The 20,407-nt window shown below is 65.8% G+C and carries 14 protein-coding genes and 1 pseudogene; 3 read left to right on the forward strand and 12 right to left on the reverse strand.

The window, feature by feature from the left end:
• Positions 1–132: 132 nt before the first annotated feature.
• The 4 genes and pseudogenes from NJ4_RS14210 to NJ4_RS14220 form a co-directional block, all read right to left on the reverse strand.
• Positions 133–2,934 carry an aconitate hydratase gene (locus NJ4_RS14210; RefSeq protein ID WP_067436435.1) on the reverse strand — a complete coding sequence of 934 codons (2,802 nt, stop codon included), beginning with the start codon at positions 2,932–2,934 and terminating at the stop codon, positions 133–135.
• Between the two features lie 242 nt (positions 2,935–3,176).
• Positions 3,177–3,538, reverse strand: a pseudogene (locus NJ4_RS25215) (formylglycine-generating enzyme family protein); the annotation flags it as partial.
• Between the two features lie 13 nt (positions 3,539–3,551).
• Positions 3,552–3,956 carry a VOC family protein gene (locus NJ4_RS25220; protein ID WP_217996864.1) on the reverse strand — a complete coding sequence of 135 codons (405 nt, stop codon included), beginning with the start codon at positions 3,954–3,956 and terminating at the stop codon, positions 3,552–3,554.
• Positions 3,957–4,044: 88 nt separating this feature from the next.
• Positions 4,045–4,401, reverse strand: coding sequence for a hypothetical protein (locus NJ4_RS14220; RefSeq protein WP_067436310.1), 357 nt, complete (start codon positions 4,399–4,401; stop codon positions 4,045–4,047).
• A gap of 158 nt (positions 4,402–4,559) precedes the next feature.
• Between NJ4_RS14220 and NJ4_RS14225 the strand changes: the two genes are divergently transcribed.
• Positions 4,560–5,528 (forward strand): helix-turn-helix transcriptional regulator, encoded by a 969-nt coding sequence (locus NJ4_RS14225; protein WP_169799267.1) that lies wholly within the window; start codon positions 4,560–4,562, stop codon positions 5,526–5,528.
• A gap of 646 nt (positions 5,529–6,174) precedes the next feature.
• On the opposite strand, the gene NJ4_RS14230 is transcribed toward NJ4_RS14225, so the two are convergent.
• From NJ4_RS14230 to NJ4_RS14255, 6 genes are all read right to left on the reverse strand, one after another.
• Positions 6,175–7,269, reverse strand: coding sequence for a Glu/Leu/Phe/Val dehydrogenase family protein (locus tag NJ4_RS14230; protein WP_067436313.1), 1,095 nt, complete (start codon positions 7,267–7,269; stop codon positions 6,175–6,177).
• The gene (locus NJ4_RS14235; protein WP_067436317.1) at positions 7,266–10,715 is read right to left on the reverse strand and encodes an indolepyruvate ferredoxin oxidoreductase family protein; all 3,450 of its coding nucleotides are present in this window, start codon (positions 10,713–10,715) and stop codon (positions 7,266–7,268) included. The genes NJ4_RS14230 and NJ4_RS14235 overlap by 4 nt, the downstream gene beginning before the upstream one ends.
• 100 nt (positions 10,716–10,815) lie before the next feature.
• Positions 10,816–11,286, reverse strand: a complete 471-nt coding sequence (locus tag NJ4_RS27190) for a RidA family protein (protein ID WP_082748628.1) — start codon at positions 11,284–11,286, stop codon at positions 10,816–10,818.
• Between the two features lie 17 nt (positions 11,287–11,303).
• Positions 11,304–12,875, reverse strand: coding sequence for an ABC transporter substrate-binding protein (locus NJ4_RS14245; RefSeq protein WP_082748630.1), 1,572 nt, complete (start codon positions 12,873–12,875; stop codon positions 11,304–11,306).
• Positions 12,872–13,798, reverse strand: coding sequence for a serine hydrolase (locus NJ4_RS14250; protein ID WP_217996865.1), 927 nt, complete (start codon positions 13,796–13,798; stop codon positions 12,872–12,874). Before NJ4_RS14250 ends, NJ4_RS14245 begins: the two co-directional genes overlap by 4 nt.
• Entirely contained in the window at positions 13,795–15,207 is a 1,413-nt protein-coding gene (locus tag NJ4_RS14255) for a serine hydrolase domain-containing protein (protein ID WP_067436329.1), read from the reverse strand. Before NJ4_RS14255 ends, NJ4_RS14250 begins: the two co-directional genes overlap by 4 nt.
• Before the next feature lie 226 nt (positions 15,208–15,433).
• Here NJ4_RS14255 and kynU point away from each other — a divergent pair, with 226 nt between their 5' ends.
• A complete protein-coding gene (kynU, locus tag NJ4_RS14260) occupies positions 15,434–16,636 on the forward strand; it encodes a kynureninase (protein ID WP_067436332.1) in 1,203 nt (400 codons plus the stop codon).
• Here the strand turns inward: kynU and NJ4_RS14265 are convergent.
• The gene (locus tag NJ4_RS14265; RefSeq protein WP_217996866.1) at positions 16,629–17,363 is read right to left on the reverse strand and encodes an alpha/beta hydrolase; all 735 of its coding nucleotides are present in this window, start codon (positions 17,361–17,363) and stop codon (positions 16,629–16,631) included. The genes kynU and NJ4_RS14265 overlap by 8 nt on opposite strands.
• On the reverse strand, positions 17,360–18,940 hold the full coding sequence (locus NJ4_RS25230; RefSeq protein ID WP_217996867.1) for a S9 family peptidase: 1,581 nt from the start codon (positions 18,938–18,940) through the stop codon (positions 17,360–17,362). The genes NJ4_RS14265 and NJ4_RS25230 overlap by 4 nt, the downstream gene beginning before the upstream one ends.
• Positions 18,941–19,445: 505 nt before the next feature.
• Between NJ4_RS25230 and NJ4_RS14275 the strand changes: the two genes are divergently transcribed.
• The gene (locus NJ4_RS14275; protein ID WP_067436339.1) at positions 19,446–20,399 is read left to right on the forward strand and encodes a threonine ammonia-lyase; all 954 of its coding nucleotides are present in this window, start codon (positions 19,446–19,448) and stop codon (positions 20,397–20,399) included.
• Positions 20,400–20,407: the final 8 nt, after the last annotated feature.

The following is a 20,407-nucleotide window of genomic DNA, read 5'->3' on the forward strand; positions in this document are numbered from 1 at the left end:
GAGTCCTCCTTTGAAGACAGTCTGACTGGGTACGACGAGGAGGGGTCTCGAGCAGAATCTCTTGGAAATGCATCGACCCGTCGCGAGTTCTCTCAGCACGTGGGAGAACTGGCGACGGGTCGACGGTTCAGATCAGGCCTTCAGCAGGTTGCGCAGGACGTACTGCATGATGCCGCCGTTGCGGTAGTAGTTCGCCTCACCGGGAGTGTCGATGCGGACGACCGCGTCGAACTCAATGTCGCCTGCCTTGACCTTGACGGTCTTCGGCGTGGTGCCGTCGTTGAGCGCGGTGATGCCGGAGATCGCGAACGTCTCGTCGCCGGTCAGGCCCAGGGACTCGGCGTTCTGGCCCTCGGGGTACTGCAGCGGGATCACGCCCATGCCGATCAGGTTCGAGCGGTGGATCCGCTCGTAGGACTCGGCGATGACCGCCTTCACACCGAGCAGCGAGGTGCCCTTGGCCGCCCAGTCACGCGACGAGCCGGAGCCGTACTCCTTGCCGGCGAGAACCACCAGCGGGACGCCTGCCGCGATGTACTTCTCCGACGCCTCGAACACCGTGGTGACCGGCGTGCCGTCGGCGAGCAGGTCGCGGGTGAAGCCACCCTCGGTGCCCGGGGCCATCTGGTTGCGCAGGCGGATGTTGGCGAAGGTGCCGCGGATCATGACCTCGTGGTTGCCCCGGCGCGAGCCGTAGGAGTTGAAGTCACGCGACTCGACGCCATGCTCGGCGAGGTACGTGCCCGCGGGCGAGTCCTTCTTGATCGCACCGGCCGGGCTGATGTGGTCGGTGGTGACCGAGTCGCCCAGCTTGAGCAGCACGCGCGCGCCCTCGATGTCGGTGACCGGGTTGGGTTCATCGGGCATGCCGTCGAAGTACGGCGCCTTGCGGACGTAGGTGCTGTCCTCGCCCCACGCGAAGGTCTTGCCCTCGGGGGTGGGCAGCGAGCGCCACCGCTCGTCACCGGCGAACACGTCGTCGTAGCTGTCGAACATGTCGGCGGTCAGGGCAGACGCGATGGTCTCCTCGACCTCGGACGGCGAGGGCCAGATGTCCTTGAGGAAGACGTCGTTGCCGTCGGTGTCCTGACCGAGCGGGTCGGTGAACAGGTCGACATCCATCGAGCCGGCCAAGGCGTAGGCCACGACCAGCGGCGGGGACGCCAGGTAGTTCATCTTGATGTCCGGGTTGATCCGGCCCTCGAAGTTGCGGTTGCCCGAGAGCACCGAGACGACCGAGAGGTCCTTCTCGTTGACCGCGGCGGAGACCTCGGGGATCAGCGGACCGGAGTTGCCGATGCAGGTGGTGCAGCCGTAGCCGACGAGGTTGAAGCCGAGCTTGTCGAGGTACGGCGTCAGGCCGGCCTTCTCGTAGTAGTCGGAGACCACCTTGGAGCCGGGAGCCAGCGTCGTCTTGACCCACGGCTTGCGCTGCAGCCCCTTCTCGACGGCCTTCTTGGCCAGCAGGGCGGCACCGATCATCACCGACGGGTTCGAGGTGTTGGTGCACGACGTGATGGCGGCGATGGTGACCGCACCGTGGTCGAGGGTGAACTTCGTGCCGTCGGCGAGGGTGACATCGACCGGGTCGCTCGGGCGGCCACCGTCCCTCGGTGCGGCCGAGAGGTGGTTGCTGGGAGCCTCCGAGCCGTTGCTGCCGTGGTACGCTGGCGCGTCAGAGGCCGGGAACGACTCGGCTGAGGCCTCGTCGTACCCCTTCTCGTCCTCGTCGACGTAGTCGGCGAGCGACGCACGGAACGACTGCTTGGCGTCGGTGACCTGGATGCGGTCCTGGGGCCGCTTCGGGCCGGCGATCGACGGGACGACCGTCGACACGTCGAGCTCGAGCCGCTCGGAGAAGCGCGGCTCGGCCGACGGGTCGTGCCAGAGGCCCTGCTCCTTGGCGTAGGCCTCGACGAGCGCGAGCTGCTCCTCGGTGCGGCCGGTGAGGCGCAGGTAGTTGACCGTCTCCTCGTCGATCGGGAAGACCGCGATCGTCGAGCCGAACTCCGGGCTCATGTTGCCGATCGTGGCGCGGTTGGCCAGCGGCAGCGCCGAAACGCCGGGTCCGTAGAACTCCACGAACTTGCCGACGACGCCGTGCTTGCGCAACATCTCGGTGATGGTGAGAACGAGGTCGGTGGCGGTCGTGCCCTCGGGCAGGTCGCCGTTGAGCTTGAAGCCGACGACGCGCGGGATCAGCATGGAGACAGGCTGGCCGAGCATGGCCGCCTCGGCCTCGATGCCGCCGACGCCCCAGCCGACGACGCCGATGCCGTTGACCATGGTGGTGTGGGAGTCGGTGCCGACGCAGGTGTCGGGGTAGGCCTGGAGCACTCCGTCGACCTCGCGGGTGAAGGCCACCCGGGCCAGGTGCTCGATGTTGACCTGGTGCACGATGCCGGTGCCGGGCGGGACGACCTTGAAGTCATCGAAGGCGCCCTGGCCCCAGCGCAGGAACTGGTAGCGCTCGCGGTTGCGCTCGTACTCGATCTCGACGTTCTTCTCGAACGCACCCGGGGTGCCGAAGACGTCGGCGATGACGGAGTGGTCGATGACCATCTCGGCCGGCGCCAGCGGGTTGATCTTCGACGGGTCGCCGCCGAGGTCGGCCATCGCCTCACGCATGGTGGCGAGGTCGACGACACAGGGGACACCGGTGAAGTCCTGCATGATCACGCGGGCCGGCGTGAACTGGATCTCCTTCGACGGCTCGGCGTCGGCGTCCCAGCCGGCCAGGCCCAGGATGTCGTCGGCGGTGATGTCCGCGCCGTCCTCGGTGCGAAGCAGGTTCTCGAGCAGCACCTTCAGCGAGAAGGGCAGTGACGCGACGTCAACGCCCTCTCCGGTCACGGCGTCGAGGCGGAAGATCTCGTACGACTTCCCGTCCACGTCCAGGGTGCCCTTGGCACCGAAGCTGTCCTGACTGGCCATCAGCCACATCTCCTCAGAAGTCTTTGGTTCACTCGCGCCCATCTTGCCGTCGTCGGCCATCCCCTGGGAAGAGAGGGTTGCCTAACCACGAACGCGGAACGCGAATGCAATGTCTCTTGACATCAAGATACATGACGTCAAGGGGAGAGCCAACACCGATCAGTGTCAGCGACTGGGTCGTTCCGACGCGATCCGGACTTGGTCTTGCGCTCGCCGGGCCGACGGTTCGCGGCCTTTGACGATCACGCTGCGTCGTTGGCGCAGCGGAAGCCGATGTTGCCCGAGGACGACTCGGCCGTATTCGAGGAGCGCGCGGCGACTCGGTAGCGGTTGCAGTCGCTGTCGTGGCAGAGGTAGGAGCCTCCTCGCATGACTCGACGTATCGCCCCGGAACCGTCCGCGTCCGACGGCTCCGGGGAAATCGGGTCCACAGCGGGTTCAACACCGGCGCGCTCGGCGTACTCGGTGTCGCGAAAGGCGTCCTGGCACCATTCCCAGACGTTGCCGACGGTGTTGAGCAGGCCGTAGCCGTTGGCTGGAACGCCGTCACCGGCGCAGTGGTGAGGTAGCCGTCGTCGAGAGTGTTGCGGTGGGGCAACTCGCCAATGCCAATCGAATCAGTCCCACGACCGCGAGCTGAGCACCAGGCGGTACCCGTCTGGGTCCACGACGGTCACGCCCCACCTCTCCCAGTACGGGTTTCGTGTCCGTACGCGCCGTGAGCCGTGCTCCTCCAAGCGTGCGAGCCACTCGTGGGGGACGTCATTCCCGAGGTAGATGACCAGAAGATCCTCCGCACTCGGCGGATGATCAGCCAGGGCCTCGGGATCCTGCACAAGCTCGAGATGCCAACGCGCGTCGGGGATGCCCACCATCAGCAGATTCCGCTCACCGTCACCGTCGGCGCGCACACGCTCGATGACCTGTAGGCCGACACCGCCGACCCAGAACTCTTCGGCAGCAGTCAAGTCACGACTTGGACGGGCAATCCGAAGCGTTGTCTCAACGGGAATGGCTGACACAGGTCCTCCCTCAGTCACGAGTCTCGGACGGGTTCTTCATGAACCGCCCGACGGTCCACCGATTACCGGCACGCATGCGCCAGCTCGATTAGTCGAGGAAGTACTCCTCGAAGATCCAGAAGCCATAGAGGCTGCTTTCGAAGTCGCAGCCACCCACGCAGTACCACCGGTTGCCGAATGAGTTGTCGCAATAGCCTCCGATCCGGTAGGACGTGCCCGCCGAGGCGAAGTATGCAAGGCCGGAACTTCCCTTGGGGAGGGTGTGGACGGGCGCTCGGTGTTGCACCGTCAGGGTCGCTGCTGCCTGGTGACACTCGATGGATGCAGCCGACGCCGGCGCAGGCGACGCTGACGCGGCCGACGCGGCCGCTGGCCAGGGCACACCCGTCGACAGCAGGCCGGCCCCCGCGAGGACGGCTGAGGAAAGGAGCAGACGGTTCTTCATGGACTACCTCCAAGGTCGTGGTTTGATACCGCACTCACTCACGTGATCCCTGGTGCGGCACGAGCCACGTTCGCAGGCGATCCGGAAGTCCCGCTTCCTCATGGAGGCCTGATTTTTTCGGGAGCGTGCCGGACGGTGTCTGTGTAATGGTGAAGAACATGTCCCGTTCCGCAACCCGCCTGCTGTCGCTGTTGTCGCTGCTCCAGGGCCCGCACATCCGCAGCGGACCCGAACTTGCGAAACGGCTTGAGGTCACTGTTAGGACGGTGCGCCACGACATCGAGCGCCTCCGCGATCTCGGCTACGAGGTCAACGCGATCCGCGGAAGCACCGGTGGCTACCAGCTGTGCGCGAGTCGCGACAGTGGCCTACCACCCCTGCTCCTCGACGACGACGAGACGATGGCAGTGGCCGTCGGACTGCGGACCGGCGTGAACTGCATCGTCGGTGGCATGGAGGAGACGTCGTTGCGGGCACTGGCCAAGCTCGAGCAGGTGCTGCCGCAGCGCATGCGTTCCCGCATCCAACAACTCAATCGCTACACCGTCCCGATGCCAAGCACCGCACCGGTGCCGATGGACGACCCCGGCCTGCTGGTGTCACTGGTCAACTCGTGTGCCGAGCGACGACGGATTCGCTTCCACTACGACGGCAGCGAGGATCCGGCCGGCGTCGAGGTGGAGCCGTACCGCCTCATCGCCAGCGGGCACCGCTGGTTCCTGCTCTCGTATGACGTCCGCACCGAGGAGTGGACCATTCATGATGCCGCCGGGATCAGCCTGCGGGTCCCGGGGGGCCCGCACTTTGAGGCGCGGCCGCTGCCAGCTGAGGACCTGGAGACATACGTCGCGCGACGCGTGCCGCAAGCCCGGCTGTGGAGTCACATGGCGCGGGCCGACGTCGCAGCCCCGGCTGAAGAGGTGCGCCGTGCACTCGCACCCGCTGAGGGCATTGTTGCGAGCACAGGCGAGTCGACCAGCGACGTCTGGGTCGGTGGGACGAGCTGGCGCATCGTCGCCCTCAACCTGCTCCGACTCGGAAGCGACTTCACCGTGACGGAGCCGCTGCATCTCTTGGACGAGTTGTCGCTGCTGGCACAACAGTGCAGGTCAGCCGTCGCTGTCTGACCCCGCCACGCGCCCACGAGGGCGGGGAGAGGACCGCCGGCGGTAGGCGGCAAAGCACGCAGCTCCACCAGGCACGTAGGACGAGTGCGGCGTTGACTATGGTCCGCCGGCGGGTTCGCTGCCAAAGGGACGTACGTCGAGTTCGGCGGCCATCTCTGTCTGAGTCCCAGAACACTTGGACGACGTCTGCGCAGAGGACACGCGCCTCGAGACCGTTGATTCCGATCACTTGAACATCGGGGTCAGCCGACTCCTGTGCCAGCAGGTCGAGCGTGGCGTCGATATCCCAGCGGCGACCCGACGTGCCGATCTCTATGAAGGTCGTGGCCAACGGCTCCAGCAAACGCACCGCGCTGCTGCGCGCCGCCGAAGACTGGACCTCGAGCTCCAGCTCGAAGACGTGCTTGATCTCGGCTTCGGTCACAGTCATGACATCGATCCTCGACCGCCTCCGTTGGCCGACACAAACTCAATTCTCGACCCGACGACGACGTCTATGCTCGGTATGACAGTCCAGGTCTTGAGTGCAACACCAGTACCCCACACGGCGCGCCGAACCGGACCAAGGGGTGCAGGCTGACCGAGTGGGTCGTCAGCGAACTCGAGTCCGTCGGGGCTGTCAAGAACCACCGGAGGGGGGTATCGATCAGCCTTCGTGCATGAGAGCAAGGCGGCCCATCGGCTCGATTCTTCCGGCGCCCTCGCTCAGTCGTTCGGCAGCGAGGCGTCGAGCCGCGTCGTCCGTGGTCAGGCCCTGGGCTCGTGCCTCGTCGAAAATGTTGCCAAGCGTGTCTCCGATGCCTTCGACATGCTGAGCAACACGTTCGACTGACCAGCCGAGCACTTCGCGGCCAATGAGATCGATGGCACCTCCGGCATTGGCTACGAAGTCCGGGGCATAGACGATGCCCCTCGCGCGCAGGATCCCCGCCGCTGCAGGATCCGCAAGCACGTTGTTAGCGGCACCGGCGACTACCCGCGTCTGGATCGAGGCGGCGGTTGCGGAGTCGATGACACCACCGGTCGCACAGGGCACGAACACGTCAGACGCGACCTTGAGCACTCGATCGGCAGAAATCACGTCCGCTCCCACTTCGGTCGCCCGAACGGAAACTTCGTCGTCAACGTCGGCCACGAGCAGTCGCGCGCCATCGACGGACGCCAACCGGGCGACGTCGAAGCCAACAGCCCCCAGTCCCTGGACCAAGATCGTCAGTCCCGCCACCTCTCCCATACCTGCTTCCGTGACAGAGCGTTTGATGGCGGCGTACACCCCACGGGCGGTCGATGGCGCACTGGACCCCGGGCCACCGCTGGCTGGCGATCGTCCGGCGGCGTAACCACAGCGAGCATGCAGGACGTCCATGTCGGCCGACGTCGTTCCGATGTCTGGGCCGGTGAAGTAGTTGCCTCCAAACGTCGCCACGTTCTGTGCATGGAGTTCGAGGATCCGCTTCCACCTGCTCGGGGCCAATTCACTCCGAGGCGCCGGGAGAGCGATCACGGACTTCCCACCACCGAGCGGCAAACCTGCTATGGCCAGCTTGAGCGACATCGCCTCGGCCAGTCGGCTGGCATCGGCAACAGCATCCGCGGAGGAGGCGTACTGCATCGCTCGGGTGCCGCCGGCCGCCGGTCCGCGGGCTAGGGAGTGGATGGCGATCACGAAGAACGCGCCGGTCTCCTCGTCGAATCGAGTGGCCCGGAGCAAGCCGCCCCAGGCCTCCAGATGGTCATTCATGACAGCGTCCTCTCCTCATCGTCGACTGCAGCCAGAAGGCCGATGCGCGCCTCGTCATATGCGGCGACAGAGCGCAACTTGACCTCTTCGTAGCCACGGATCACTTCAGGCAGCCGCGCGAGCGCCAGCGCTGTGGGCAGGGTCCGCGACGACAGGCGACCCGCGATCCGGTGCATCGTCTTCTCGTACTCCTCAGCTAGTCGACGCTCGGTTCGTCGCACGTGGGCGTACCCGAACGGATCGAACGCAGTGCCTCGCACCCGACGCAGACGAACCAGCACCTGGAAGGCCGGCCTGAACCAGGGGCCCAAGCGCAACTTGCGCGTCACCCCGAGCGCACGCAGTACCGGTGGGTACAGGTTCCAAGCCACCCTGGCGTTGTCGCCAAACTCCGCCGCGACCCGGGCACCTTCGTCGGGGTCCAACGCCAGTCTCGCGACCTCGTACTCGTCCTTGTAGGCGAGGAGCTTGAAGAACCCACGGGCCACAGCATCGGTCAGGTCGGTCTCCCCCGGGGCCACCAGTTGCTCAGCCTTGCGCACCATTTCGAGCAGGGCCGAATAGCGACGTGCGTACCGTGCGTCCTGGTAGGCAACGAGCTCCGCAGTCCGACGCGCGACGAGGGGCTCACCTGTAGGCACGGGCTCGTCATTCCAGCGTTCTGTTGCTGCGCGCGCCCTGGTCAATGCAGCGGGGTCCGCGACGAATTGACGACCACGACGAAAGGCCTGCACGTTGGTCTGCACCGCCACGCCGTTGAACTCAATCGCCGCCTCGATCACCTCGGCAGAGAGGGCAAGCGCCCCAAGTTGGTGGGCGATGCCGAGCAACATCATGTTTGCGAACTGCTCCGACCCGAAGAGATCGCTTGCCACCCGAGCTGCGTCGAGGGTGACCAGCCGACCGCCGCTCAGGTGGGCGTTGATCCGGCTGGTCACCTCCCCGACAGCGGGCATGTTGCGGGACCGATCGCGCACCATTGCCCCGGTGGGTACCTCCGAAGTCGACAGGATCGCCGTCGCTTCGGGAGAGAGAACTGTCAGGTTCTGAGGGTCGGCTGCGACGAGAGCGTCGTAGCCGAGATACAGGTCACAGGCCTCCGGACCGAGTCGATTGCCACGGCTGGCAGAGTCGACCAAGATCCTGATGTCCGAGACGACGGCACCGCCCTTCTGGGCCAGACCCGTCTGATCGAGGGTCCGGACATGTCGACCCGACAGGAACCCGGCCGTCGCCAAGATCTGGGACGTAGTGACCACTCCTAGTCCCCCGATTCCCATCAGCCTGATCCCTTGGTCGCGCGCGGTCATTGTCACGTGCGGAAGGTCGGTCGCGTCCAGCGTCATGCCAGTCCCTGGTCGTGCCGGAGCAGCGCCTCCACGCACGGTGAGGAACGCCGGGCAATCGCCTGCCAGGCACGTGAGGTCCGCGTTGCAGGACGCCTGGTGGATCTCGGTCTTCTCGCCGTACTCCGTCGCACGTGGGCGCACCGACAGGCAGTTCGAGGTAACGCCACAGTCACCGCATCCCTCGCAGATCCGCTCATTGATGAACACACGCTCCCGAGGCTGTGGCGCGTTGCCTCGCTTACGCCGTCGCCGCAGCTCGGCCGCGCACTCTTGGTCGTGCAGGAGGACGGTCACTCCCGGCGTGGCGGCCAACAGACGTTCTGCCTCCGGCACGCGAGCGCGATCCCATACGGTCACGGCACGTGGCAGAACCCGTCGGGTTCGACGGACGTCATCGCTGGTCACGATGACACGTGCCACTCCCTCGGACCTGAGGTTCTCGACCAGCCGGCGAAGAGACATCTTGCCGACGGGGTCCTGTCCCCCGGTCATCGCCACAGCCGAATTGTGGAGGAGTCGGTACGTGATGGCATGCCCGGAGGCTACGGCTGCGCGGATCGCCAGGCTCCCGGAGTGGTGGAAGGTCCCGTCACCAATGTTTTGCACAAAGTGTCTTCCCTCGACGAACGGTGCCATCCCCAGCCACTGGGTGCCTTCCCCACCCATCTGGGTCAAGCCGAGAACGTCACCCACGTGTTCGGCATCCATGAGGAGCACCATCCCGTGACAACCGATACCCCCGCCCACCAACGCGTCCGTGGAAGTCCGCGTAGACGTGCTGTGCGGGCAGCCCGAGCAGAAGTAGGGCGTCCGTGGCGTCAGCGGTACCACGGGGAGCAGACGCCGACGCCGTTCGGAGCGCGCCTCCCGTTCAGCCAACCAACCTCGGACCGATGTGATCTCCTCGTCACGGAGGAGCACACGGGCCAGGCCAGCGGCGACGGTGTCGGGGTCGAGCTCACCGAAGGACGCGAAGAGTCGCGCTCCTTCACGGTCCTGCTTTCCCTCGACCAGGGGGGCCCGGGTCGACCCGTAAAGGATGCGGCGCACGGCTGTTTCCAGGAAGCCGCGCTTCTCCTCGACCACGACGATGTGGCGCAGCCCGACGGCAAAGTCGCGCAAATCGCGCTCCGCCAACGGCCAGACGAGACCCACCTTCATGAGGCGAATCCCCCACTTCGCGAGCTCCTCGTCGTTCAGACCAAGCTCGGCCAGCGCCTCGCACACATCGCTGTAGGTCTTCCCGGCAGCGAGGATGCCCGTTCGGTCGTTCTCATGGCGGCTCGTCACCGGATTCAACTTGTTGCGAGAGGCGTACTCCTCAACGATCGAAAGCCTGGTCGTGGCTGCGTCCTGCTCCATCGCCCCGAGCGTTGGCTGGATCAGCTTGGCACTGGGCCGATGCCGTTGCGAACCTTCCGGGAGGATCGGCTCGGCCTCCGCTTCACCGAGGTCCACCACTGTGGAGCCATCTGCGACTGCGGTCACGATCTTGAGGGCGGACCAGAGGCCACTTGCCCGCGACATCGCCACCGCGTGACGCCCGAGATCGAGGATGTCGGCCGCGTCTGCTGGATAGAACGTCGGAATGCCGAGGTCGGCGAGCGTGTGTTCGGATGCGCACGGGAAGGTCGACGATTTTGCACCCGGGTCGTCCCCGACGAAGGCCACGGCGCCTCCGGTGGGGGCAGTGCCCATCAGGTTCGCATGCCGCAGGGCGTCGGAAGCACGGTCCAAGCCGGGCCCCTTCCCGTACCAGTACCCCACAACACCGTCGAAACGCATCGGCTGCCCCGCCGCGAGCTGACTGCCCTGGACCGCCATTGCTGCCGCTTCCTCGTTGAGACCCGGCTCGAAGACAATGTCGTGCTGGTCCAGCAGCCCTGTCTGTCGGCCGAGTTCGAGGTCGTACCCGGCAAGCGGGGATCCTTCGTACCCGCTGATGTATGACGCCACACGGGCGCCAGATTGGCGATCCCGGCGTGCCTGGTCGATCGGCAGCCTGGCCAAGGCCTGGATCCCCGTCAGGTGGGCGCGGCCCTGGATGCGTTGGTACCGCTCTGCCACGGGGTTGGCCCGTGGGGACGTCGTTGTCATGGGACTCCTCCCGATTTGCGTATGTTGGTGAGTGGTTCAGAGGGCTGACCTTTCGGACATGGGCCCCGATCGCCAGCACTCGGACCGGCCTTCCGGCTGGCTAGTCGGACAGCTCCACGAGCAGCTCGACCTCCACCGGAGCGCCGCCAGGTAGGGAGGACACGCCCACGGCAGTACGTACATGACCTGTGTCCGGAAACGCAGTTCGCAGCACGGCCGATGCGGCATCCATGACCCACGCATGGTCCTCGTAGTCCTCGGCGGCCCGGACGTAGCCTCGCAGCTGCAACACTCCTGAAACCGCGCCCAGCCCCCCGCAGGCGTCTGCGATGGCAGACAACGCATTGAGCGTGGCCATCTCCGCGGCCGACCGGGCTTCCTGTTCGCTTACCTCGCTGCCTACTCGGCCTCGGTACGCGAGTTCACCGGCTACGCGGGGCAGCTGACCAGACGTACGAGCACACCCTGCCGCGATCCGCGTCAACACGTAGTCGCCGGCCGATCGCGGAAGAGGTGGAAGCGGCCACCCGGCAGCCTGGAGCCGTTGTTCAGGAGTCGCGATGATCGACATTGGCTGGACCACCGGAATCAACCCTTCATCCGGATCGAACTTGGGTCGATGAGACCGGCCTGCAGCTCGAACTCGACGCCGGCGCCGAACGTTGGAATGGTGCCGTCGACGATCGGGACGACGTCCAGATCTTGGAACAATGCCTGCTCGGCGGCCACCCACCGCGGGCAGGACTTAGCCAAGGGCAGCGCAGTTGCCGCAGAGGTCTCCTCAACGTAAGTCTGGTTGTCGATCGACGCCAGGTTCGACCCCTTCGGCGGGGTCTGTCCCGACAGACGGGCTACCAGATCACTCGGGATGCCGACCGTGATCGGGAGCCAGCCGGCGTCCCAGTCTCCGGATTCGTAGACGATCGGTCCCAGTCCCGAAGGGGGCACGCCTTGGATCTCCATGTCCACGCCGATCTCCGACCAGTTGTCCCGGAGGAGTTCTGCCGCCGCGGCCACGGAGTCGCCCAGCGCCGCGTTGTAGATGAACCTGAGGCTCAGCGTCTTCCCGTCCTTCTCACGGATCCCGCCATCGCCCGACACCCACCCGGCGTCGTCGAGAATCTGCGCCGCGGCCTCGGAGTCGAAGGGGGGCAGAGCCCCAGCAACAGTGTCCGCATGACAGGGATCCGGCGGGATGGTTAGCAGGCTCTCTGGAGTTTTGCCATACCCGTTTGTCATGACGGTACCGAGGGCTTCCATGTCCATACCGGTCGTGAGCGCTCGGCGTACGTCGGGATCGGCGCCCGGCCGACCGTCCGACTGATTGAAGAACGTCAGGCCGATCGGGGTTCGAATCTCTCGCTGCACGTCGGCCACAGCAGCGACGCGCTCCCGGTCAGGACCGAGCACACTCAACGCGTTGACTTCACCGGACAAGAAGAGGTTGGCCGCCGTCGTCTCGTTCGGCACCACCCTCAGAACCACCGATGCAGGCAGCCCCGCGGTCTGCGCCGTCACGCCACCTGGGCCCCACGTGAACTCGTCGCGGCGAGTCAGCGTGTAGTGGTCACTCGGCACCGTCTCTGAGAGCTCAAACAGACCTGTTCCCTGGGTCTGCTCGGCCAACGCCTTCGGATTCGAGAGACCCTCGGGGCACACCATCAGGACGCCCCCCACCTTGTGGATGAGGAACTGGTCAGGGTCCGCTGTCGTGACGGTGACCGTCCGACTTGCGTCGTCCGCAGTTGCTTTGAGCCCTTGCGGCAGATCGCGCAAGTAGTCGCTGCCCTGTGCGGGGTCCACGGCGAAGTTCAACGTCGCGGCTGCGTCGGTGGCTGTGAAGTCGTCGCCATTGGAGCAACTGATCCCGTCGCGGAGAGTGAAGACGACCGAGCTCTCCTTGACGTCCCACTTCTCTGCCAGGTAAGGCTGTACGGAACCGTCGGCATCAAAGGCGACGAGCGAATCGTAGGCAAACCTCAGCACGGTCTGTGTAATGCCCTCCGCAGCGTGCATTGGGTCCATCGTGGCTGGGTCACTCGGGATCGACATCGTGAACACCTGGTCGCCGGCGGAGCCGCCGTCGCCGCCTGAGCACGCCGATGCGGCCACTAGGACCGTCCCGGCCACGAGTGCTCGAGCAAGGGTCGATTTAGTCATTCGGTTCTCCTCTTGGGTGGGTCTGACTCCGCGCGGCGGAGAGCCTCCACGGCCAACCGCGCGGCGCGGCCGATGAAGTGGTCCCGAGAGCTGTTTCTAGAGCGGAAGTCCTCATCTCGGGTGAACACCGCGACGGCGTAGGCACCCCCGTCGGGATAGGTCACCACGCCTGCTTCGTTGCGCAGGCCCGGCAACGTCCCGGTCTTGCTCGCGATCTCGACATCGTCCTCGAAGCCGCTGGCCATCCGGTTGTCCCAGGCCTGGTGCGACAACCACTCACGGACATTGGCGCACGCGGCCGACGGTCCCGCCTCGTTCTGCCAGATGGCACGCAGCAGGCTGACCGTCTCACGCGCCGTGGAACGACACGTCCGATCTGGGTCGAGCGCCCGCAGCGTTCGGAGGCGCTCGGAGTCGATGCCTGCCAAGGCATTCTCCTTGTCGACATACCCGAGTCCGAGATCCTCGCCGACACTGCGGATGATCTCTGCGCAGTCCTGCGGCACAGCGGTTCTGGATAGGCCAAGCTCGCCGAGCAGACGCTCGACCGCATCACGCCCCACCATGCTGAGCAAGAAGTCAGTCGCGGCATTGTCGCTCAGTGAGAGCATCAGCACCGCGAGGTCGCGCACCGGCAGCGTCACCGGCCCACGTAACGTCCCGAGCCCGCTGGGTGACGGCGTCAGATCGGCCGGCGAGAGGGTCACTTGACGGTCGAGGTCGAACTCACCGGAAGCAGCTCGTCGCGCGAGCTCGAGCGCAACCGGGACCTTGAGCAGGGATGCCAGCACCACTGGAATGTCGGGCCCGACACCGACCTGCGTCACTGACCTGACCGACTGTGCCTGCAACCAGACCCGCACCCCCACGGCGGCCGCTTCCTTCAGAATGTCCTTCTCCACAGCAGGGCTCGTCGTGATCACGGCCTCTCCAGTCGCCGAGTGTCGACACGCCGCGCAAGACGCCCGCCGAAATCGAGTGCGATCACGCCGGAATCGTCTCGAACAAAACGGCCCCGGACATTCTCGTACTGACCGGCTAGAGCCACGAAGTGGTCGCTGCTCTCACCCACCACCAGGCCCACGGGTACCGCAAAGACCTCACCAGTTTCGTTCCGTTCTCCGGTCTTGGGATCGCACGGTGACACTCGAATGGTGAGCAGCAAAGTCTCGCCCTCCACGCCGACCACGACCACCAGCTCTTCGGTCTCATACGTACCGACCAACTCTGCTGAGACGTCGATCGGAACAGATCTCGTCGAAGGCGGAAGGTCCTCCACCCCGAGCAACTCGTTCAGGATCCGGGACCGCACCAGATCGATGACCCGGGCTCCTGAGGTGCCGCAATTGGTCATTGTGCCGATAGCCAGATCGTGATCAGGGGCGAGATCGAGCCGGACGATCTGGCCGGTGGCCACACCCGAGTGGCCGACCAGTCGCACACCTTCGACGTCCCTGAGGAACCAGCCGATGCCCACGGCGTCACCTAGCGCGCTCCCCTCAGCCCGCGCAGTCGGTCTCTGCATGGCTTGACGCAAAGTGCCACCAAGCACGCCTTCCATGGACGTCCCGGCGCAACCGAGGTGGAACCGCGCCCAGGTCAGCAGATCGGATGACGTCCCGGCCAGCCCGCCAGCGGGCATGGCGTACTGCGGCGCCGGCCAGGGACCTACGACTGCGGCCCCGTCGAGGACAGACTCATGCCCCACGGCGAACCGGCGCGTCATCACGTCACCGGCCCGCTCGAAAGTGTTGATCATGCCGAGGGGATCGAGCAGCTGATCGCGAATCGCTTCAGCGAAGCTCAGTCCGGTGGCGCGTTCGACGAGGTGACCAGCGAGAATCAGGGATGCGTTGTTGTAGGTGACCACGGACCCTGGTCTTGTGAGCTGCGGAGCCCGTGCCAACGCCCCAACGAAACCTGCGATCGGTTCAGTTCCCCGGTCCGGACGGAACGGTAGGTCGCCCGCCCATCCAGCGGTGTGATTGAGAAGGTGGAGCACCGTGACCTCCGCCAGGGCCACCGGGTCCGAGAGCCGCAAGTCCGGCAAGTACGTGGTCACAGGCTCATCGAGATCCACCAAGCCGCGCTCGACGAGCTGCATCACAGCAGTGGCCGTGAACGTCTTCGTGATCGAGGCCCAGGGAAAGACAGTCGAACCGTCGATCGGAAGGGGGTTATCCACACTGGTGATGCCACGAAAGACGTGCTGCTCGTACCCGGCGTACCGCACGGCTAGCGCAACTCCAGGGACGGTGAGTCCCTCGAGGGCCTCGTCAAGCCACTCCCCCATCGGCAGGTCGGCGACCTGCTCGTGCCTCGGTTCCCGCATGCCTCACCTCTTCCGACCGTCCAACGTTGCGCACCTCGAGGTGCCGACAGGGAAACCATGGCAACAGGCTGTGGCGGCGTCGCCGTTGTTCCGGACGAACTTCTGTCCACAGTTGGTCGGACTCCACAACACTTCCGGCACGTCGGGACGGGCACGGTTAGGGCCATACCTGAGAGGAGCAGCAACCGTGACATCTCACCCCACCACTGACCAGGCGTACGCGACAATGCTCGACGACACCGTCGGTCTCGGAGGCACCCGTGATCGCTTCCTCGTGCCCCCGGGCGTTGTGTACCTGGACGGCAATTCACTCGGTGCGCTTCCGCGGGGCGTGCCCGACCGAATCAACGACGCCATTGCCCGTGAGTGGGGAGCCGGCCTGATCGGGTCATGGATCGAGGCCGACTGGGCAGGGCTGGCCCAGCGCGTGGGCGCGAAGCTGGCGCCGCTGCTCGGTACGGCACCGGACGACCTCCATGTGGGTGATGGAACCTCCGTGAGCCTCTACAAGGCGCTTGTCGCAGGCTGCCGACTGCGCCCCGACCGCTCCGTCGTGGTTCTGGATCCCAGCACTTTTCCCACCGACGCGTACGTCGCTGAGGGAGTCGCGAATACACTTGGGCTCCGGCTGCGGTGGGCCGACCTTGGGCAACCTGCCTCGTCCGTCGACGAGGATGTCGCCATGGTGCTCATCAATCACGTCGATTTCCGGACTGGCGCCATGCTGGACATCGGATCCGTCACTGAAGCGATCCATGATGCCGGGGCGGTCGTCCTCTGGGACGTCTGTCACTCTGTGGGAACAGTGCCCCTGACCCTCGCCGTGGACGACGTCGACTTCGCGGTGGGGTGCACCTACAAGTACCTCAACGGTGGACCGGGCTCTCCTGCTTTCATCTACGTAGCCCCACGCCACCAGCAGAAGATCGCCCCGCCGATCCCGGGCTGGTGGGGGCACGCCCGCCCGTTCGCCATGGAACTCGCCCACGCGCCTGCCCATGGCGCCGCCCGGATGGCGTCGGGGACGCCTCCTGTCCTCGGGCTCACAGTTCTCGACGCCGCTCTGGACGTCTTTGCCGACGTCGACTTGCCCCAGCTCAGGACACGTTCGCTCTCACTCACCAACTACTTCATCGAGCTGGTCGATCGCCTCGTCGGTGATGTGGTGGAGGTGATCACTCCCCGCTTGGAACACCATCGCGGAAGCCAGGTCTCGCTGCGGCATCCTGCTGCGTACGGCGTCATCCAGGCGCTGATCCGCCGCGGCGTGATCGGAGACTTCCGCGCCCCGGATGTGGCCAGGTTCGGCTTCGCCCCCCTCTACGTCACCCATCGCGACGTCCTGCGAGCCGCAGGGCACTTGGCAGCTGTGGTGGATTCCGCCGAGTTCGCACATCCCGACCATGCGACCAGGAGTCACGTCACCTGACCAACCGGTCGAGCATCGCGACGGTCTCTGCCCACGCGACCGTCCCGGTCTGGATGGGCGCAAAGTGGTCTCCTGGCACTTCTACGAGCTCCGCCACTCCCCCGGCCGCGCGCACCCTTCGGACGAACTCGCGCGACTGCACAACGGGCACGGTGTCGTCCTCTGTCGGATGCAGGCATCCTACGGGGATCCCGAGTGGTATCTGACTGATCGGATCCAAGCAAGCATGAGCCGGTCCAGGTGCCGATCCCAGAAGGCCCGCCACCGCGTCCGACCCCAGGCCCTGCTCATGCGCTGCACACAGGTCGAGGACTCCGGCTTGGCTCACTACTGCGGCGATCCGTACAGCACCCTCGCGCCAGCGCGGGTGCCTGTCCCGGCTGGCGGCCCACATCGCCAGATGGCCTCCTGCGGAATGCCCGAGCGCGACCACGCGGCCCAGGTTCAGGCCAGGCACCGTGGACAACAGGTCGACTCCGGCGGACACGTCGTCAAAGGTCTCGGGCACACCCCCGTCGCCACCCACCCGCCGGTACTCCAGATTCCACGCAACCCAACCGCGGCGCGCCAGATCCTCGGCAAGTGCCCGTCCGTGCTCAAGCCCGTATGCCACTTTCCAGAACCCACCATGGACCACGACGACCACTCCCTGCGGCGATCCGGACGGTAGGTGGAGTTCCGCATGCTGGTCCGGGTGGGGACCGTAGTTCCAACGTTCGAGCGTCACGGGCGGACCCATTCGGTGAGCCAATTGACGACACGATGTGAATAGTCGATCCGGTACGACGGGCGGCCGTCCACCACGAATGTGTGTGACGCCCCGGGGTAGATCACAAGACGAGTGGGCACTCCTCGCGCACGCAAAGCGGCGTGCCACTGCTGCGCCTGAGGCAGCGGGCAACGCAGGTCGGCTCCGCCGTGAAGCACGAGGGTCGGTGTCGTCACATCACCCACGCGTGCCCATGGCGACATCCGCTCATACTTCTCCGGCAGGTCCCATGGCATCCCGCCCAGCTGCTCACGCGCCGTAGGAAGTCCCGCATCGGAGGGCCCGACGACACTACCCAGATCGCACACCATGCCGCCTGTGACGGCCGCCGCGAATCTGTGGTCGAAGGCAGTCAGGAAACTGGCCATGTACCCGCCGTAGCTGTATCCGGCGACGGCGAGACGGTGAGGATCCGCGATCCCCTCGTCGACCAACTGATCCACGGCACAGAGCAGGTCCGGGGCATCGGCCGTGCCCCACGCCCCGCGAGCCGCGGCAGCGAACGTCGAGCCATACCCATCACTGCCGCGCGGGTTGACAAGCAGAATCGCCCAGCCGCGCGCGATCAGTTCCTGCTGATACAGATGGGTGTCGTCCACGCAACCCTCCCAGGCACTGTGAGGGCCGCCGTGGATGTCCAGGAGCAGCGCCCGCGGACCCTGCTTGCCGGAATCACGTAGTAACCATCCGTGAACCGCACTGCCATCAGAGGACAGGAACTCCCTCTCCTCACCGACTACCGGGACGAGGTCCGGACCGGACCGCAGACGCGAGTAGTCAGACCGCAGGGTCACCGTTTTCGTCGATCGGTCGAGCGTCGCTATTTCGCCGTACGACGTCGAGCTCCGGAGCAGGAACGCAACCCTTCCTGCAGCCTCCGTCACGCCCGAGACGCTGGTCCCGGTATCGGCGAGTAGAGCCACGAGTGGCGCACCGTCGAGGGGGACGTAATACAGATGGCTTGCACCTCGATCCCGCACGCAGCACAGAACGCCTCCACCGTCCGATGTGACTTGTGGTGTTCCACCGGGATACCCCGGAGCAGCGCGCAGCAGGTTGCGGTTCAAGAGGCCGGTCAGCGATCTCGCGGCCCCCGTCACCACGTCGAGACGGAACAGTTCATCGGGAACCGACGTGTCCCTTTTGCCGGTGACCAGCATGCTGGCCCCGTCGGGGGTCCACGAAACTGGTCCGCGGGCCAGCACATCCGGTGCGATGCGACGCGGTATCCGTTCGGTCGCAGTCGCGTCGAGAGAGACCGCGACCACATGAGTGTCGGTCCAGAGGGTGAGATCGGAGTCGTGGTCGGGCCCAGCGGTGAACGCCAGCCATCGGGAGTCTGGTGACCATGCGGGGTCGCCGCAGAATCGGATGTTCTCAGCCACCGCACGGCACCACCCTGTCGCCACCTCGAGAACGTGAATATCACTTGAGGTCTCACCGATGATGCCGCCTCCGTCGGCGTGATAATCGACCCGTTCGGAGACGATCGGCCCGTCCTGAAGTCCAGTGCCACTGGGGGCGGTGAACGCCAACCACCGTCCGTCGGGGCTCCAGGCCGGTGCCCCAGCCCCGCCGTCAAGATTCGTCAGTCGGCGCGGCTCGACTGCTCCACGCCCGCTCGCATCGAGTAGCCAGACCTGAGGCTGACCACTTCCACGGAGGAACGCGATCCAACGTCCTTCCGGGCACCAGACAGGGGCTGTGTCTGCGGGACCCGACGTCAGCCGATAGGTCGAGTCACCCTCGACACTCCACAGCACCCGCCTCGTTCGGTCCTCATCACGGTCGTGGGAGCAGAGTACATAGCAGATCCGTGAGCCATCAGGTGAGATCACCGGACTCTCCGGGCTCGAGAGGTCCCACAACTCGTCAATTCGCAGCGGTCGCGCCATCCAAGTGACCTCCATCCAGGGTGTTCGCAGCATCATCACCGAGTAATCCTGGGCTGCATCGGTTCGATCGTCCGAACTCTCCGGATCACCCTCGGAACATCCGACACACTGCCGGGCAACCGCCCTCGCCTAGGCTAGGTTTGTCATGCTGACCACGTCTGAAGATCTTGAGAGCGCTCGGGTACGGATCGCTGCATCCTGTGTGAAGACTCCGGTCCTTCGCTTGTCGTCACCCGATGTCGAGAGTCCACTGTGGCTCAAGGCCGAGTCACTGCAGCGAACCGGCTCATTCAAGTTGCGCGGGGCAACGAACGCGATCGGCCTGCTCGACCGCGCACGTCAGATCGCTGGAGTTGTGAGCCACTCGTCAGGAAATCACGGACAGGCGGTTGCCTGCGCAGCCTCCGCTGCCGGCATCTCAGCGACGGTAGTGATGCCGGAGACGGCCTCCCGAAGAAAGATCGAGCTCACGCGTGGCTGGGGAGCCCGCGTCCTCCTGTGCCCAGCGGAGGAAACGGTTCGTCACGCCCAGAAACTGGCCAGCGAAACAGGGGCGACGCTGGTTCCACCCTTCGACGACGCAGGCGTGATCGCGGGGCAAGGCACCGTCGGACTCGAGCTGATCGCGCAGGTGCCCGACCTCGCGGTCGTCCTGGTTCCGGTCGGAGGCGGCGGTCTAGTGTCCGGGGTGGCTGCGGCCGTCAAGCAACATCTGCGGCACGTCTCAGTGATCGCCGTCGAGCCCGAGCTGGCCTCCGACCTGGCCGAAGGCTTTGCCACTGGTGTTCGCTCCTTCTGGTCGACCGACCGCACTGGACGAACGATTGCCGACGGGCTGCGTTCCGCAGCGGTCGGCGAGTTGCCGTGGGCCCACATCCGCAACTACGTCGATGACGTTGTGACGGTCTCCGATGACGCGATCGCGGAAGCCATGCGGCGCCTTGCCGAGGACTCTAAGCTCGTGGCCGAGCCCAGCGGAGCGGTCGCGACCGCCGCCTGGCTCGAGCACAGTGACCGACTTCCGAAGGGAGTCACAGCAGCGATCGTGACGGGCGGCAACGTGGACCTCGACGCGTTCTTCGCTATCACCCGCGGCTGACCCCAACC

This window comes from Nocardioides jensenii JCM 1364 = NBRC 14755 (genome assembly GCF_001552535.1).
GTDB classification, from domain to species: domain Bacteria; phylum Actinomycetota; class Actinomycetes; order Propionibacteriales; family Nocardioidaceae; genus Nocardioides; species Nocardioides jensenii.

Bases quoted from the DNA above. Each gene is read 5' to 3' on its own strand.
- NJ4_RS14210 (WP_067436435.1), bottom strand. From the start codon at position 2,934: ATGGCCAGTCAGGACAGCTTCGGTGCCAAGGGCACCCTGGACGTGGAC.
- NJ4_RS14220 (WP_067436310.1), bottom strand. From the start codon at position 4,401: ATGAAGAACCGTCTGCTCCTTTCCTCAGCCGTCCTCGCGGGGGCCGGC.
- NJ4_RS14225 (WP_169799267.1), top strand. From the start codon at position 4,560: ATGTCCCGTTCCGCAACCCGCCTGCTGTCGCTGTTGTCGCTGCTCCAG.
- NJ4_RS14230 (WP_067436313.1), bottom strand. From the start codon at position 7,269: ATGAATGACCATCTGGAGGCCTGGGGCGGCTTGCTCCGGGCCACTCGA.
- NJ4_RS14235 (WP_067436317.1), bottom strand. From the start codon at position 10,715: ATGACAACGACGTCCCCACGGGCCAACCCCGTGGCAGAGCGGTACCAA.
- NJ4_RS27190 (WP_082748628.1), bottom strand. From the start codon at position 11,286: ATGTCGATCATCGCGACTCCTGAACAACGGCTCCAGGCTGCCGGGTGG.
- NJ4_RS14245 (WP_082748630.1), bottom strand. From the start codon at position 12,875: ATGACTAAATCGACCCTTGCTCGAGCACTCGTGGCCGGGACGGTCCTA.
- NJ4_RS14255 (WP_067436329.1), bottom strand. From the start codon at position 15,207: ATGCGGGAACCGAGGCACGAGCAGGTCGCCGACCTGCCGATGGGGGAG.
- kynU (WP_067436332.1), top strand. From the start codon at position 15,434: ATGCTCGACGACACCGTCGGTCTCGGAGGCACCCGTGATCGCTTCCTC.
- NJ4_RS14275 (WP_067436339.1), top strand. From the start codon at position 19,446: ATGCTGACCACGTCTGAAGATCTTGAGAGCGCTCGGGTACGGATCGCT.